This window comes from Duganella radicis (assembly GCF_009720825.1).
GTDB lineage: Bacteria > Pseudomonadota > Gammaproteobacteria > Burkholderiales > Burkholderiaceae_D > Rugamonas > Rugamonas radicis.
In genome coordinates this window covers 358,697-374,016 of the sequence record NZ_WNKY01000001.1, presented here as the reverse complement: position 1 = coordinate 374,016, position 15,320 = coordinate 358,697, and the positions used below count along the sequence as shown (strand labels likewise).

The window sequence follows — 15,320 nt, the reverse complement described above, 5'->3', positions numbered from 1 at the left end:
AGATGTCATGACGGAGCAACATGCCTATCAGGTCGCCGACTGGAACGGCCAGAGCGGGGAGCGCTGGGTCGCCAACCAGGCCCGGCTCGACGCCATGGTGGCGGTGTTCGGCCAGGCCGCGATCGAAGCCGCCGCGCCATCCGCAGGCGAGCGCGTGCTGGATGTCGGCTGCGGCGCCGGATCGTCGAGCCTGGCTCTTGCCGCGCGCGTCGGCGCGGGCGGCCACGTGCTGGGCGTGGACATATCCGAAGCGCTGATCGAGCGGGCGCGTGCGCTCGCGCCACAGGATGCGCCGGTTCTGTTCCAGCTGGCCGACGCCGGCAGCGCGGAGCTGCCCGAGGGCGCGTTCGACATCCTGTTCTCGCGTTTCGGGGTCATGTTCTTCGACGATCCGACGGCGGCCTTCACCCATATGCGACGCGCGCTCCGGCCGGGCGGGCGGGTCGCTTTCGTCTGCTGGCGCGGCATGGCCGAGAACGATTGGGTGCGCCTGCCGATGGGCGCGATCAAGGGCATCCTCCCGCCGAGCGCGCCGCCCGGCCCCGAAGCGCCCGGGCCGTTTTCGTTCGGCGACCGCAGCCGGGTAGCGCGCATCCTGACGGCGGCCGGCTTCACCGATATCGTAATCGCGCCCTTCGACGCTTCCGTCCCGTTCGGCGAGGGCGCGACACGGGAGGCTGCGATCGACGACGCGGTGAGGATGGCGCTGGAGGTCGGTCCGCTGTCGCGCGCGCTCGCTGATCAGCCCGACGACATCCGCGCCCGCGCCTCGGTCGCGGCGCGGGCCGCCTTCGCGGGCCTCCCCGGCGAACGGTCGGTGATGATCGACGGCGCGGCGTGGATCGTCATGGCACGGAATCCGGCCAGCTGACGGGGATTGGGGAAAATTTGACTGAGATCAAGTTTTTCTCCCCAAAGCGGTTGTTACAATTGGTGAGAATCTATTTGAAAGTCACCAATGAAACTGCGTGCCCCGTCACCGGCCGATGCCGCCGCCATCCTGCGCCGCGCCGTCCGGCGCTATAGACCACCCGGCGCGGCGGCCATGCCGCCGCAGGCCGAGCGCGAGATGCTGGCGCGGCACGACGGCGACGTCGCGCGCTGGCTGCCGCCGCTGGGCGCCCTGTTCGGCGCGCTGGTGGTGCTGTTCGGCATCTGGGACGCGCTGCTCGACCGTTCCCATTATCTGCTCAGCCTGACTTTACGCCTGACCCTGGTGCTGGCCGGCGCCCCCGCCCTGTGGAACACGCACTGGCATCCCGGCCTGCGCTGCCTGCTTCTGTACTGGAGCCATTGCGGCGCGGTGGTGCTGGCCTGCTTCGTGCTGGATGGTGGCGTGCTGTACGGCATGGCCGGCATGACCGCCTGCGTGGCCATGGCGGCCGTCATGACCTTGCGCCCGCGCATCCTGCTCTCGCTGTTCAGTCTGCCGTTCGCGCTGTACCTCGCGCTGGGCGCCTGGCGGCTGCCGCCGTTCACCTATCTGAGCGGCCTGATGCAATATCTGCTGGCGATGGCGCTGGCCACGGCGGTCATGCTGATCATCCGCTCCTTCCACCGGCGCGCCTTCCTGCTGGAGCGGGAATTGCTGCACAGCGCGCGCCACGACGGCCTGACCGGCGCCTGCAACCGCGCCTATCTGGACCAGATGGGCGAGCGCGAGCTGACGCTGGCCTTGCGCCACGGACGGCCGCTGGCGGTGGCCATGCTGGACATCGACCACTTCAAGCGGGTCAACGACAACTACGGCCACGACGTCGGCGACCAGGTCCTGCGGGCGCTGGCGCGCACCTGCCAGGACACCCTGCGCGGCGTCGACCATTTCGGCCGCTATGGCGGCGAGGAGTTCGTGTGCATTTTGCCGGAAACCGCGCGGGCCGAGGCGCTGGCCTGCGCCGAGCGCCTGCGCCTGGCCCTGGCGGCGCTGGCGATCGAGACCCCGGCCGGCCCCTTGCGCTTCACCGTCAGCGTCGGCGTGGCGCTGGCCAGCGCGGACCAGCCCGGCTGGCCGGCGCTGCTCAAGCGGGCCGACACCGCGCTGTACCGCGCCAAGAACAGCGGGCGCGACCAGGTGGCGCTGGCGGGCGCGTGAGCGCCGGCCAGGGCTGTCAGCAATCGGCCCCGGCCGCCCGCGGCAGCGCGAGCGGCAGTTGCGGACCGGCCAGCAGGCGCTCGAACTGCGCGGCCGGCTGCGGCCGGCCACTCAGATATCCCTGGACCTGGTCGCAGTCGTGCCGCCGCAGGAACTCCAGCTGCGCCATGGTTTCCACCCCTTCCGCGACCACCTGCATGCCAAGGCCGTGGGCCAGGTTGATGATCGCGACGGCGATGGTCGAACTGTCCTTGTCGTGCAGCAGTTCGCGCACAAAGCTCTGGTCTATCTTCAGCTGCGTGATGGGGAAGCGGCGCAGGTAGTTCAGCGAGGAATAGCCGGTGCCGAAGTCGTCGAGCGCCAGCTGGATGCCGGCCGCGCGCAACTGCTCCAGCGTGCGGGAGGCCGCCTCCGGCTGGCGCACCAGCAGCGATTCGGTCAGTTCCAGTTGCAGCCAGCGCGGGCCGACGCCGGCCTCGCGCAGCATGGCGCGGATGTCGCCGGCCAGCGTCGGCAGGGCGAACTGGCGGGCCGACAGGTTGACCGCCAACGGCACCATACGCAGTCCGCGCCGCTGCCAGCCGGCCAGCTGGCGGCAGCTCTGCCGCAGCACCCAGGCGCCGATCGGCAGGATCAGGCCGGTTTCCTCGGCGATCGGGATGAACTCGGCCGGACTGACCGCCCCCAGCGTCGGATGCTGCCAGCGCAGCAGTACCTCGGCGCCGGCCAGCGCGCCGTCCTCCAGGCTGAACTTGGGCTGGTAATGCAGCAGCAGTTGGCCGGCCTCGAGCGCCTGGCACAGGGCCGATTCCAGTTGCAGCCGGCGGCTGCTGCCGCGGGTGAAGTCGCGCGCGTAAAAGCACAGCGCGCTGTTGCCGTCGGCCTTGGCGCGGTACATGGCGGCGTCGGCGTTGCGCAGCAGCGCGGTCAGGTCCTCGCCGTCGTGCGGGAACATCGCCAGGCCGACGCTGCTGGCCGGATAGATCGACTGCCCGCCGGCCTGCAACGGCATCGCCAGCGCTGACTGCAACTCCTGCGCCAGCTGCGCCGCCTGCCGCTCGTCGGCGACCGGCGCCACCACCACGAACTCGTCGCCGCCCAGCCGGGCCACGGTGTCGCCCGGCCGGATGTGCGCCGTCAGGCGCTCGGCGATCTGGCGCAGCAGGCAGTCGCCGGCGCCATGGCCCAAGCTGTCGTTGACCAGCTTGAATCGGTCGAGGTCGAACAGCATCAGCGCCACCCGGCCGGCCGCGCGCCGCGCGGCGACGATCGCGCATTCCACGCGGTCTGCCAGCAGCACCCGGTTGGGCAGGCCGGTCAGGGCGTCGTGGGTGGCCTGGTGGATCAGCTGGGTTTCCATCCGCTTGCGCGCGCTGATGTCGGTCAGCACCCCGACCATATGGCTGACCTCGCCCTCGGCGTTCAACACCGGCGCGATCGCCAGCTCGCTCCAGAACGGCGCGCCGTCGCGGCGGCAGGTGCGCAGTTCGGCCCGGGCCGGGCGCGCCTCGGCCAGCGCCTGCCGCAGCGCGGCCAGGGCGTCCTGCCCGACGTCGCCGGCGTGCAGGAACAGCGCGTCGCGCCCCAGCGCCTCGTGCGCGGCGTAGCCGGTGATGCGCTCGAACGCGCTGTTGACATACACCAGCGGCGCGCCATCCTGGCGGCTGTCGCTGACCATGATGCCGTCGCTGCTGGCGTCGATCGCCCGCCGCATCAGGTGCAGGTCGCTCTCGCGCGCCTTGCGCGCGCGCTCGCCGCGCTGGCTGACGATGCCGTAGGCCAGGTCGGCCGCCAGCTCGGCCAGCAATTCCAGCTCGGCCGCGTCGAACGCCTGCGGGTTGACGCTGAACAGGCTGAGCACGCCCAGCGCCGCGTCGCCCGCCAGCAGCGGCAGGCTGGCGATCGCGCGCACCCCGCTGTCGGCCAGGCTGGGCGAGCGCGCCCCGTCCGCCAGACGCTCGACCACCGGTCGGCGGCCATGCAGGGCGCGCAGCGCCGGACCGGTCCAGTCGTCGTCGCATCCGTCGCCGGCCGCCGCGAAACCGCGCCGGGCCAGCGTCGCCAGCCCGTCGCCGGCCGGCGCCGCGATCCACAGCATGGGGTAGCCGCCCGATTCCGACAACATGTCGCACATCGATTCGAGCAAATCCTCCTCGCTGGCCGCGCGCACCAGCAGCGCGTTGCAGCGGCTGAGCACGCGCAGCGTGCGGTTGACCCGTTGCAGCTCGGCCTCGGCCAGTTTTTTGTCGGTGACGTCCTCCTTGATGGCGACGAAATTACAGACACGCCCTCTGGCGTCAAACACAGGTGCGATCACTTCCATTTCCCAATATAGTTCGCCGTTCTTGCGGCGGTTAAGCAACTCCCCCTGCCAGATGCCACCCGCCAGGATGGTGTTCCACAAGGTCGCGTAGACCGTCTGCGGCGTCTGGCCAGAGCCCACGAAGCGCGCCATCTGCCCCACCACTTCCCGTTCCGCATAACCGGAGGTGGCGCAAAAGCGCGGGTTGACGTATTCGATGCAGCCATGCACGTCGGTGATGACCACCGCCGCCGGGCTTTGCTCGACCACCCGCGACAGCTTGCGCACCTGGCTTTCGGCCGTCAGGCGCTCGGTGACGTCGGTGGCCATGCCGTCCACCCTCACCGGCCGGCCATCGGCGTCGCGCGAGACCTTGCCGGACAATTGCAGCCAGCGCCGCGCGCCGTCGGCGCGGACGATGCGGATCTCGATCAGCGGCGTGTGGCCGTCCAGCACCCGGTAAAACCAGCGCAACAGGGGACGCCGGTCCTCCCGCTGGACCACCCGGTGCCACACGGTGCCGATGGCGGCCGGCCGCAGCGCCTCGCCCAGCAGCACCTCGGCGATCGGACTCAGATAGAAGATGCGCCGGTCCGACAGGCGCACCGACCAGATCGCGGCGGACAGCGAGGCCACGATCCCGCTCAGGCGTGGTTCGTCATCGTCCTGCTTGGCAAGGCTGAGCATGGGACTCCCGGTCGAGATGCGATACGGCACAGGCTAATGCGGTTGATCAATAAATAAATTGATGCAAGTCAAAATTTCCGGACGTCATGCCGGACCTGTTTCCTTGTAGCCACAAACGCCGTCTAGCCCGAAGCAAAGGTGCCGTTTTTGATTTACATCAAAGGTTTTGCGGTTGTCCTTACTTAGCATCAACACCGACCGCCATGTACATTTTTTTTAGAGAGGCCCCCCATGCTGGAAAAAAGTAACAGGAAGTGGAAAGACCTGGTCACGGGCAAGCTGGAGTTCCGGACCGACAATTTCGGATTGCAAATGTTCCTCAAACGCTCGGTGACGCGTTTCGCCACGCCCCAGGCGCCGGGCGAACTGGAGAAAACGGTGGAGGAGCTCTACAACTTCTTTGTCAAATACGAGCGCATCCTGACCAAAGAGATCGCCCTCATTTCGAAATAAAAGGACCCCATGAAAACCCATACTCTGTTGACGGTGGCCGAAGCGGCCGCGCTGATCGACGCCGGAAAGGTGCTGGCCCTGGCCGGCGACGAAGCCCTGCTGGCGCAACTGCCGAAAGGCCACTGGATCGGTGGCACCATTCCCTATTTCATCGCCGACCAGGGCGGCACCGAGACCCGCGAGCGCCTGTACGCGAGCGAGCTGACGCAGGCCAAGCCGTCCGCCATCGCGCTCAAGACCTACACGCTGGACACCATCGCCCGGATCGCCAGCGACGCGCCCGACAATGGCTACACCATCGTCATCCTGCCGGCCGGCAGCGCCATCCACACCGAATACGCCAACCACGGCCGCGACTACGCCGACATGTTCATCAAGCCCATCGTCGGTTGGATCGCCGGCGTCCACTTGGACGACCTGGGCAGGGTCGCGCCCAAGGTGGTCAACGGCGTCGCTGGCGGCCTGCTGAGCGAGGCGGCGGTGGCGCTGCATGTGACCCTGCCGGCCGAGCGCATGGCCGAGATCCGCATCCTCAACCTGTTCCGGCAAGATCCGGAAGGCGACGTCATCACGTTCGCCGAGGCCGGCTTCAGCGCCAGCGCCTGCCTGGTCAACGGCAAGCCGGCCATGCTGGCCGACTATATCGCCGCGCGCGGGCTCGACCTCAAGTTGCCGCTGGTGGCCGACTACCACGGCGCGTCCATCAACACCTCGTTCCAGGGCGTGGACGCCGACGGCCGCACCGTCCGCTTCTACGCGCCGGTGTTCCCCGGCATCGAATATCGCCAGGCGGCGCCGCTCGGCGATTATGTCCAGGCGTTCGAGATGCTGGCCGGCGGCGCCCACGGCGAGGTGGAATTCAGTTGCAACTGCGTCCTGAATTACCTGTACGGCGAGCTGCGCGGCCGGCGCACCGGCGACCTGTACGGGCCGGCGACCTTCGGCGAGGTGGCCTACCAGCTGCTGAACCAGACGCTGGTGTACCTGGACGTGCACACCCCATCCTGAATTTTCTCACTGGAGTCAAGCATGAGCGACATGATGAAAGCCGCGGTGGTGCGGGCGTTCGGCCAGCCACTGCGAATCGAGGAGTTGCCGGTGCCGCGGCCCGGCGCCGGGCAGATCCTGGTCAAGATCGAGGCCTGCGGCGTGTGCCACACCGACTTGCACGCCGCCGACGGCGACTGGCCGGTCAAGCCCAATCCGCCCTTCATCCCGGGGCACGAGGGGGTGGGCTATGTGGCGGCGGTGGGCGCCGGCGTCAAGCACGTCAAAAGCGGCGACCGGGTCGGCATTCCCTGGCTGTACTCGGCCTGCGGACACTGCCCGCATTGCCTGGGCGGCTGGGAAACCCTGTGCGAGTCGCAGCAAAACACCGGCTATTCGGTCAACGGCGGCTTCGCCGAATACGCGCTGGCTGACGCCGGCTACGTCGGCCACCTGCCGCCGGCGCTCGGCTTCGTCGACGTCGCGCCCATCCTGTGCGCCGGCGTCACCGTCTACAAGGGCCTGAAGATGACCGACACCAAGCCGGGCGACTGGGTCGCCATCTCCGGCATCGGCGGGCTCGGTCACATGGCGGTGCAGTACGCGCGGGCGATGGGCCTGAACGTGGTGGCGATCGATGTCGACGACGGCAAGCTGACGCTGGCGCGGCGGCTGGGCGCCGCCCTGGTCATCAACGCCCGCGCGGCCGACCCGGCGGCCGTGATCAGGAAGGAGATCGGCGGCGCCCACGGCGTGCTGGTGACGGCGGTCTCGCCCCATGCCTTCTCCCAGGCGCTGGGCATGGTGCGGCGCGGCGGCACCATCTCCCTGAACGGCCTGCCGCCGGGCGACTTCCCCCTGCCGATCTTCGACATGGTGTTGAACGGCATCACGGTGCGCGGCTCGATTGTCGGCACCCGGCTGGACCTGCAGGAATCGCTGGCGTTCGCCGCCGAGGGCAAGGTCCGCGCCACCGTCTCGACCGACCGCCTGGAGAACGTCAACCAGGTGTTCGAGCGCATGCGCCGCGGCGCGATCGAGGGCCGGGTGGTGCTCGACCTGGGGGCGTGAGCCGGGCGGACGCCTCACGGCGGCGCGGCGTACTCGATGCGGTTGCGGCCCAGTTCCTTGGCGCGGTACAGCGCCTGGTCGGCGCGCCGGATCAACTCCAGCCCGGCCGCCGGCCGCGCCGGGTCGAACTCGGCCACGCCAAAGCTGGAGGTCACCGTCAGCGCGCCCTGCTCGCCGATGTCGAACGGCACCGACGCCACCGCCATCCGCATCGCCTCGACGCGCGCGGCGCCATTCGCCTGCGTCAGGTCGGGCAGCAGCACCAGGAATTCCTCGCCGCCATAGCGTCCCACCAGATCGTAGGGGCGCACGCACGCGTTCAGGCGCCGCACCAGCTCGCGCAGCACGGCGTCGCCGGCCAGGTGGCCATGGGTGTCGTTGATGCGCTTGAAATGATCGAGGTCCAGCAGGCACAACAGGAAGCGGCCGCCGTCGCGCTGCGCCTTCTGTATGGCCTGGTCCATCATTTCCAGCATGGCCGCGCGGTTCCAGGCTTTGGTCAGGCCGTCGCGCAGCGCCCGCTCGCGCAAGGCTTCCTGCGACAATTCCAGCTCGCGCGTGCGCGCCTCCAGTTCCTTGCCGCGTTCCTCCAGTTCACCGGTGCGCTCGCGCACCAGGCTTTCCATCTGCGCATTGCGCTGCTGGAGTCCACGCACGCGCCGGCGATACAGCAGCAACAGCGTGGCCGCCCCCAGCACGCCGCACAGCGCAAAGAACCACATGCTCAGCCACCAGGGCGGCACGATGGTGAAGCGCAGCTCGCCCGCCTCCGACTCGCTTTGCGTATCCAGATTGCTGACCGAGTATTGCAGGCGGTAGCTGCCGGGCGGCAGCGCCGCGTAGCGCAGTTGCGGCACGCTGGTGGTGGTCCACTCCTGCTCCAGCCCCGCCATGCGGTAGCGGAAACGCAAGGCGTTGCGGTGCTGATAGCTCAGGCTGGCCATGTGCAGGTTCAGGGCCGAGGTCGACCACGGCAGTTTGCCGCCGTCGCGCAGGTGCAGCGATTCACCGTCGCGCTCGGTCGCCTCGACGATCGCCGACAGGGGCGACGGGGCGAACAGGCGCTCCGGCCGCAGCACGTGCGAGACGCCGTTGGTGCTGGTGATCCACATCGTGCCGTCGGCTTCCTCGAACAGCTGGCGCGAGTTGAGGTCATTCCACACCAGCCCGTCGCTGCTGTCGAACTGGCGCCACTGCCGGCGGTTCCACACCACCAGTCCGACGTCGGTGCTGACCCACAGCCAGCCCCTGCGGTCCGCATGGAGCGACTGGATGGCGTGGTCGCGCAGCAGCGGCGAGCGCACCTGGTGCCTGACCAGCCCGGACGGTCCCAGCTGCGCCTGCCACAAGGTGCCGCTCTGCCCCAGCCACAGACTGCCGTCGTCCACGCACGCCATGGCGTCGAATTCGCCGCTTTCCTCGGTACTCAGGTCATGGCCGGTCCATTCTGTACCGCGCAGGCGCCACAGCATGCGCGGCCGCAGGAACCAGAGCGTGCCGTCGGGACTCTGGCAGCTGCGCCGGGTCATTTCGCTGACCAGCCCGCTGCCCGCGGGCAGGCCCGGCGCCACGCGCGGTGCGCCGGGGACGCGGGTATCGTCGATCACATACAAGCCTTCCGCCGTGCTGATCCACAAGCGCCCCTGGCGGTCGGCCAGCAGCTGGAAAATCATCGGCAAGGTCGCCACCTGGGTCACTTTGCCGCTGGCGAGATCCTCGCGCATCAGCGAACCGACGTAGCTGCTGGTCCACAGCTGTCCCTGAAGATCCGTGACCATGCTGTTCCACTGCTCGGCGCGGTAGCCGGGCACCGGCACGGCGCGGGTCGCGTCCGGGGTGGTCAACATGACCAGCCCGGAGCGCGTGCCGATCCGCAGCCGGCCCGCACCGTCGCGCCGCACTGCAAACACTTTGTCGTCCGGCAGTCCCTGGCCCGTGCCCCAGTTTTCCCAGTTGTCGTACCCCATCCAGCGCGCCAGGCCATGGCCGCCGGTGCCCAGCCACAGCCCCTGGTCGCGGTCGACCAGCATGGCGGTCACGCCGCTGCCTATCTTCAGACCGTTACCCGGGCCGAACATTTCCCAGCGCCCGACACCCCAGCGCGCCAGACCGGAGTCGATGCTGACCAGCACGCGATGATCGCCGTCCTCCACCAGGCTGGTGCCCATGGTGGCCTTGCGCATCACATCGCCGGGCGGGGTGCGATCGACGAACTGTTGCGCGCCAGCGGGCAGCACGATCACATGGCGCTTGCCGCGCACCCACAACGTGCCATCGGCGGCGCGCAACATATTCTGCCATTCGTCGGCCGGCACGCCGGCACGCGTGCCGAACTCGGTGACGCCGCGGCTATCCTGCACACAAAGCGCCGCGCCACAGCTCAGCCACAACCGCCCGCCGGCCTCTGGCAGAAAGGTCCGGACCTCGTACAATGACGGCATGCGCCGGATTTGCTCCTTGGAGAACAAGCGGTGCACGGCAAACTGTCCGCCGGATTCGGTGATCCGCAGGAGTTCGATACCGCTTTGCACCAGCACGCTGCCGTCCGCCGCCAGCGCCAGGGACTGGCTGGTATCGGGTGCCGCGCCCCGATCCCCCTCGAACGGCACCCGCTGGAAGCGCCCGCCGGCCTGCACGTACAAATGCTCGCGCGTGCCGACCCACAGGCGCTGCTCGCGGTCGAACATCAGCGCCACAATCTCTGTGTCCATCAGGCCGTCTTTGTGCGCATAGCGGCGGAACTCCGCGCCGTTGTAGCGGAACACGCCGTTGCTGGTGCCGACCCAGAGGTAGCCGGTGGCGTCCTGCACCAGGGTGTTGACGGAAAGATTACCCAAGCCATCCTGCTGGGTGAGATATTGGATCGGCAATTGCTGGGCAAATGCGCCGGCCGCAGTCATCCACATCAGCCATGCCGCCAGTGCGGCAGAGACACACCACATGAATACTCCCAGGAAATTAGTCGGTGGTCGACATTGTGCACTTGGCCAGCGCCGCCCGCAACTCGCGGATTTTGGGCGGCTTGCTGAGGACCTGATCGACATTCACCGGGCCGTCGTCGGTGTCCGGGATAAGACGCTGACCCCAGCCGGTCAGCAGGATGACCGGCGTGGCCGGCGCGATGTGTTTCACGGTCTCGGCCACCTTGCGGCCATCGACATACGGCATGCCCAGATCGGTGATGACGACTTCGTAGCCCTGTCCGGCGTCCTCGGCTTCGCGGAAGCGGTCGATGCCGGCCTGGCCGCTGTCGGCCTGTGTCACCCGGTGGCCGTCCGCCCCCAGAATGTTGCCCAGCGACGCCAGCAAGGTCGGATCGTCGTCGACGATCAGGATCTTCAGGCTGCCGGCCGGCCGCAACGCGGTGATGTGGTCGGTTACCGCGTCGGTCCGCGGCGCCACCGGGAAGTACATTTTGACGGCGGTTCCTTTGTGCGGTTCCGATTCGATCGCCAGCCGCGCGCCGTGCCGTTCGGTCATGCCGTACACGGTGGCCAGTCCCAGCCCGGTGCCGCGCTCGCCCTTGGTGGTGAAGAACGGCTCCATGCAGCGCCGCTGCGTGGCCTCGTCCATGCCGGCGCCGTTGTCGCTCACCTCGATCAGCACGTGCGCGCCCTCGGCGCCGTCCAGCTGCGCGACATGGCGCGTGCGCAGCGTGACCACGCCGCCCTCCGGCATGGCGTCCACCGCGTTGAACACCAGGTTGGTCAGGGCTTCGCGGATTTCGCCTTCCACGCCCAGAATCATCGGCAAGTCCGCGCCCAGGTCCTGCCGCATCTCGATCACAATGCCGCGCTGTTGCGGCATGTCCGACCAGCGCGCGCGCGTGAGGTCGACCACGTGCTGCATGATCTGGTTGACGTTGACCGTGCTCAGGGTCAGCTGCGGCGCCCGCTGGCGGTAGAATTCGCGCATGCGCGCCACGGTGGCCGCCACGTCGTCGATGGCGCGTTCCATCACTTGCAGGCTGGCCCGGCCGCGCTCGCTCAGGCCGGGCTCGGTCTCCAGCAGCGATTCCGCATACAGGCCGATCGGCGCGATGGCGTTGTTGATGTCGTGCGCAATGCCGCTGGCCATCTGGCCCAGCGCCCGCAGGCGTTCCTGCCTGGTCACCTGGGCCTGGCTTTGATGCAGGTCGTCGTAGGCCTGCTGCAAGGTGCTGTACAGGCGCGCCTGATTGGCCGCCAGCGCCACGTGCTCGCTCAGCTGGCGCAGGAACTCGCAGTCGCTGCTGGAAAAGCCTTGCGCCTGGCGGCGCGCCACCACCAGCACGCCGAACACGGTGCTTTCGGCCAGCAAGGGCGCCAGCACCATGCACGCCAGGCCGCCCTTGGCCAGCCGCCGCGGGAACGGGAAGTCGACCGTGGCGATCTCCGGCTCATACACCAGTTCCCCGGCCACGCAGCGCGACAGGCCGTTCTGGTCGATGGCGACGTGCGCCGCCTCACCCATGGCCAGCGCCATCGACAGTTCATAGCTGCGCACGCCGACGCCGCTGACCACCAGCTCGCCATCCTGATACATCAGGATGGCGCCGAAATCCACCGGCAACTGGTCTTCCAGGCTGCGGATGACGACCTGGAAGATGCTGCGCAAGTCCTGCCGCTCGCCGATGGAACGGGTGATCTGGTGCAGCAGGCTCATACGGGCCAGCTGCGCCCTCACCCTGGCTTCGGCCGCCTGCCGTTCGGCCACCTCGGCCTGTAGCGCCTGGTTCGCTTGCAGCAGCTCATTGCGCGAGACGGTGGTTTGCCGCAGCCGCTGGACCATGTGATCGAAGGACCGCGCCAGGCTGCCGATCTCATCGTCGGAGCGCAGCTCCAGCGCAAAGTCGAGACTGCCGCCGCCCACCACCTCGGTGGCGCGGTGCAGGCGCGACAGCGGCGCCGTCACGCTGCGGATGGTCAATCCCATCGCCACCAGCACCACCAGCAATATCAGTCCGCCCAGCGCGGCGCTGGCCGTCATGGCGTCGTTTTGCGCGGCCAGGATGCGCTCGCGGTTCAAGCGCGACAGCGCCTCGGCGTCCGACATCATGTTTTGCGCGCGATTCATGATCAGGCCGGTGAGCCGCGCTTCCAGTTCCTGAAGGATGGCTTCCCGGCCCGGCGCGCGCTCGCCTTCCGCCTGCAACCCTTGCAGCTCGCCGAACAGGCCGCCGATCGATTGCGCGCGCTCGCGCAAGTCGGCCAGCAGTTCCAGTTCCGCCGCGTCGTCGAAGCTGCCGTTGGAGGCGATCAGCTGTTGCAGCGAGGCGTGCCGCATCAGCCATTGCAGGCGGCTGCGCTCGCCGTGGTGCTGCACGTATTCCAGCGACAGGTAGCGCAGGCCGGCGGCGGCGCGCAGCACTTCGCCGGTGACGGCGGCCTTGGCGACTTCGGCCCGCATCTGCAAGGTGGTGCGCGCGAAAATGACCGCCATCACCGCCAGCAGCACGATGCAGATCAGTTGCGCGAACTTGAGGCGGGTGGCGATTTTCACGCGTGTTCCTAGTAGATGACGGTGACTTCGGCGGGATCGACCGCCTTCATCGCGTCGAGGTAAATATAGTCGAGGAAATTCGGCACGCCGCGCGCGCTGCTCAGGCCTTGTTTGATGGCCCAGCGCGACTGGTCTTCCAGCACCAGCAGCAGGCTCTGGTCCAGCTCCAGCCCGAAATGATGCGACGGCCACGCCGCCAGCATCGCCGCCCTGCCCTCCGGCGTCAGCTGTTTCAGAAAGGCCGAGGCCTCGGCCGGATGCTCACGGCAATAGCGCTCGCCCTGCGCCAGCGCCCGCAACAGGCGGATCGCGGTCTGCGGATGCTGCCGCAGGTAGGCGGTGGGCGCCACCATGTTGTAGATGCTCTCGTAGATCTCCTTGCCGGAAAAGCGCAAGGCCTGCGCGCCCAGCCGCTGCTCGATCAGGCTGAGGAAAGGGTCCCAGGCGCTGACCGCGTCCACCTCGCCGGCCTCCAGCGCCGCCAGCAGGCGGTCCGGCGCGTAGTTACGCAGTTGCACGTCGTCGCTGTCGAGACGCAGCCGGTTGAGGAAGACTTCCAGCGCGAAGTGGCCGGAGGTGGTCAGGGTGACGCCGATCAGCTTGCCCTTGAGATCGGCCGCGCGCCGGATGCCATGGTCGCGCCGCGCCACCACGCCATGGTCCTGGCTGGTGCGGAAGATGGTGCCCACCACCTGCACCGGCGTGCCGCTCAGCGCCGCGAAGGCGATCGGGATGTCGGCCACGGTGGCAATATCGGCCTGGTTGGACAGCACCGCGCCCAGCGCCTGCTTGCCGCTGCTGTGCGGCTGAAGCCGGACCTGTAGCTGGTGCGCGCTGAAATAGCCCTGGTCGCGCGCCGCCACCACCGGGCAGGCGCCAAGGTAGTCGGTGTTGGTGGCGATGATGAGCGACTCGGTGGCCGCCGGCGCGCCCGCCGGCCGCAAGCCCAGCCACAAGCCGATGGCGATGCCCGCCAGCAGGGCCGCGCCGGCGGCCAGCCAGATCGCCTTACGGCCGGAGCGATGCATGGCGGCTCCCGTGGGTGTTGGCGGCCGGCGCGGCGGCCCCGTGCAGCGGCAAGTCGATGCGGAAGGTACTGCCGACGCCAGGCTCGCTTTCGACTTCGATGGTGCCGCGCATGGCCTCCACCAGCCGCTGGGTGATGGTCAGGCCCAGTCCGGTGCCCTCTTCCTTGTTGTCCTCGCGCCCGGCGCGGCTGAACGGCAGGAAGATGCTGGCCAGTTGCGCCGGGCTCAGGCCTTGCCCGCTGTCGCTGACGGCAACCGAGCAGTGGCCCTCGTGCTGCATGCAGCGCACGCTGACCTTGCCATGCTCGCGGTTGTACTTGACGGCATTGGACAGCAGGTTGACCAGGATCTGCTTGAGCCGCATCTCGTCGGCGGCCAGCTCCAGCCGCGTCTCCGGCAGCGGCGCCAGCGTGACCTGCCGGGCCTGCGCCAGCGGCCCCACGATCACGTAGGCTTCGCGCAGCGCCGCGTCCAGCGCCACCGGGGCGATGGTGAGCGGGATCTTGCCCGCTTCGATCTTGGCCAGGTCGAGTATCTCGTTCACCAGCGATAGCAGGTGCCGCCCCGACTGCACAATGTTTTGCGCGAAGCGCTGGCTGTCGCCCTGGCCCTTGGGGAATTTGTCGCTGGCGAGGATTTGCGCAAAGCCGAGAATGCTGTTGAGCGGCGTGCGCAGCTCGTGGCTCATGCTGGACAGGAAGGTGGATTTTTCCTGGTTGGCCCGCTCGGCCTCCTTGCGCGCGGCGTCCAGCACGGTGTTCAGGAAGCCCAGCTCTTCCACGCGTTCGCGCAGGGCCGCCTCCAGCTTGACGTTCTGCACCCGCAGGCGGCGCGATTCGATGGCGCGGTCCAGGATGGGCAGCAGGGTGGCGGCCTTGAACGGCTTGACTACATAGTCCATCACGCCAATCTTCATGGCCTTGACGGCGGTGTCGACCGTGCCTTCGCCGGTCATGATGATGCAGGCAATATGGGGGTCCAGGGCGCGCGCGGCTTCGATCAGCGCCAGGCCGTCGATGCCCGGCATCACCAGATCGGTCAGCAGCACGTCGAAATTGCCGGTGCGCAGCGTGGCCAGCGCCGCCTCGCCGGTGGCGCAGCCGATGGCGTCAAACCTGTGTTGGCCCAGGATGTCGCACAAGGCCTTGAGGTGCGACAGCTGGTCATCCACCACCACAATGCGCGCAGCTGAGACAGGTTCTGACATTTGCGCTCCCCT

At 68.5% G+C, this 15,320-nt stretch carries 10 protein-coding genes; 5 read left to right on the top strand and 5 right to left on the bottom strand.

What is annotated here, in order from left to right:
- The first annotated feature begins 7 nt into the window (after nt 1-7).
- On the top strand, nt 8-871 hold the full coding sequence (locus tag GM676_RS01500) for a class I SAM-dependent methyltransferase (protein WP_155461599.1): 864 nt from the start codon (nt 8-10) through the stop codon (nt 869-871).
- Nucleotides 872-958: 87 nt separating this feature from the next.
- Nucleotides 959-2,092: a GGDEF domain-containing protein gene (locus tag GM676_RS01495; protein ID WP_155461598.1), complete on the top strand. Its 1,134-nt coding sequence runs from the start codon at nt 959-961 to the stop codon at nt 2,090-2,092.
- A gap of 16 nt (nt 2,093-2,108) precedes the next feature.
- On the opposite strand, the gene GM676_RS01490 is transcribed toward GM676_RS01495, so the two are convergent.
- Nucleotides 2,109-5,081 carry a bifunctional diguanylate cyclase/phosphodiesterase gene (locus GM676_RS01490; RefSeq protein WP_155461597.1) on the bottom strand — a complete coding sequence of 991 codons (2,973 nt, stop codon included), beginning with the start codon at nt 5,079-5,081 and terminating at the stop codon, nt 2,109-2,111.
- A gap of 231 nt (nt 5,082-5,312) precedes the next feature.
- On the opposite strand from GM676_RS01490, the gene GM676_RS01485 reads away from it, so the two are divergent.
- Genes GM676_RS01485 through adhP form a run of 3 tightly spaced genes read left to right on the top strand, consistent with a single transcriptional unit; the run spans nt 5,313 to nt 7,592 of the window.
- Nucleotides 5,313-5,534, top strand: coding sequence for a hypothetical protein (locus tag GM676_RS01485; protein WP_155461596.1), 222 nt, complete (start codon nt 5,313-5,315; stop codon nt 5,532-5,534).
- Nucleotides 5,535-5,543: 9 nt separating this feature from the next.
- Nucleotides 5,544-6,542, top strand: a complete 999-nt coding sequence (locus GM676_RS01480; protein ID WP_155461595.1) for a DUF6976 family protein — start codon at nt 5,544-5,546, stop codon at nt 6,540-6,542.
- 21 nt (nt 6,543-6,563) lie between these two features.
- Nucleotides 6,564-7,592, top strand: a complete 1,029-nt coding sequence (gene adhP, locus GM676_RS01475; protein WP_155461594.1) for an alcohol dehydrogenase AdhP — start codon at nt 6,564-6,566, stop codon at nt 7,590-7,592.
- Nucleotides 7,593-7,606: 14 nt separating this feature from the next.
- Here adhP and GM676_RS01470 read toward each other — a convergent pair whose 3' ends face one another.
- The 4 genes from GM676_RS01470 to GM676_RS01455 are packed head-to-tail and all read right to left on the bottom strand — an operon-like array spanning nt 7,607 to nt 15,308.
- The gene (locus GM676_RS01470) at nt 7,607-10,534 is read right to left on the bottom strand and encodes a ligand-binding sensor domain-containing diguanylate cyclase (protein WP_170304188.1); all 2,928 of its coding nucleotides are present in this window, start codon (nt 10,532-10,534) and stop codon (nt 7,607-7,609) included.
- Nucleotides 10,535-10,550: 16 nt separating this feature from the next.
- On the bottom strand, nt 10,551-13,073 hold the full coding sequence (locus tag GM676_RS01465; RefSeq protein WP_371866057.1) for an ATP-binding protein: 2,523 nt from the start codon (nt 13,071-13,073) through the stop codon (nt 10,551-10,553).
- Between the two features lie 8 nt (nt 13,074-13,081).
- Nucleotides 13,082-14,101 carry an ABC transporter substrate-binding protein gene (locus GM676_RS01460; protein ID WP_155461592.1) on the bottom strand — a complete coding sequence of 340 codons (1,020 nt, stop codon included), beginning with the start codon at nt 14,099-14,101 and terminating at the stop codon, nt 13,082-13,084.
- Nucleotides 14,082-15,308 (bottom strand): hybrid sensor histidine kinase/response regulator, encoded by a 1,227-nt coding sequence (locus GM676_RS01455; RefSeq protein ID WP_155461591.1) that lies wholly within the window; start codon nt 15,306-15,308, stop codon nt 14,082-14,084. Before GM676_RS01455 ends, GM676_RS01460 begins: the two co-directional genes overlap by 20 nt.
- Nucleotides 15,309-15,320 lie beyond the last annotated feature (12 nt).

What these genes read in the sequence shown, in the direction of transcription:
- GM676_RS01500 (WP_155461599.1), top strand. Translation starts at nt 8, where the DNA reads ATGACGGAGCAACATGCCTATCAGGTCGCCGACTGGAACGGCCAGAGC.
- GM676_RS01495 (WP_155461598.1), top strand. Translation starts at nt 959, where the DNA reads ATGAAACTGCGTGCCCCGTCACCGGCCGATGCCGCCGCCATCCTGCGC.
- GM676_RS01490 (WP_155461597.1), bottom strand. Translation starts at nt 5,081, where the DNA reads ATGCTCAGCCTTGCCAAGCAGGACGATGACGAACCACGCCTGAGCGGG.
- GM676_RS01485 (WP_155461596.1), top strand. Translation starts at nt 5,313, where the DNA reads ATGCTGGAAAAAAGTAACAGGAAGTGGAAAGACCTGGTCACGGGCAAG.
- GM676_RS01480 (WP_155461595.1), top strand. Translation starts at nt 5,544, where the DNA reads ATGAAAACCCATACTCTGTTGACGGTGGCCGAAGCGGCCGCGCTGATC.
- adhP (WP_155461594.1), top strand. Translation starts at nt 6,564, where the DNA reads ATGAGCGACATGATGAAAGCCGCGGTGGTGCGGGCGTTCGGCCAGCCA.
- GM676_RS01470 (WP_170304188.1), bottom strand. Translation starts at nt 10,534, where the DNA reads ATGTGGTGTGTCTCTGCCGCACTGGCGGCATGGCTGATGTGGATGACT.
- GM676_RS01460 (WP_155461592.1), bottom strand. Translation starts at nt 14,101, where the DNA reads ATGCATCGCTCCGGCCGTAAGGCGATCTGGCTGGCCGCCGGCGCGGCC.
- GM676_RS01455 (WP_155461591.1), bottom strand. Translation starts at nt 15,308, where the DNA reads ATGTCAGAACCTGTCTCAGCTGCGCGCATTGTGGTGGTGGATGACCAG.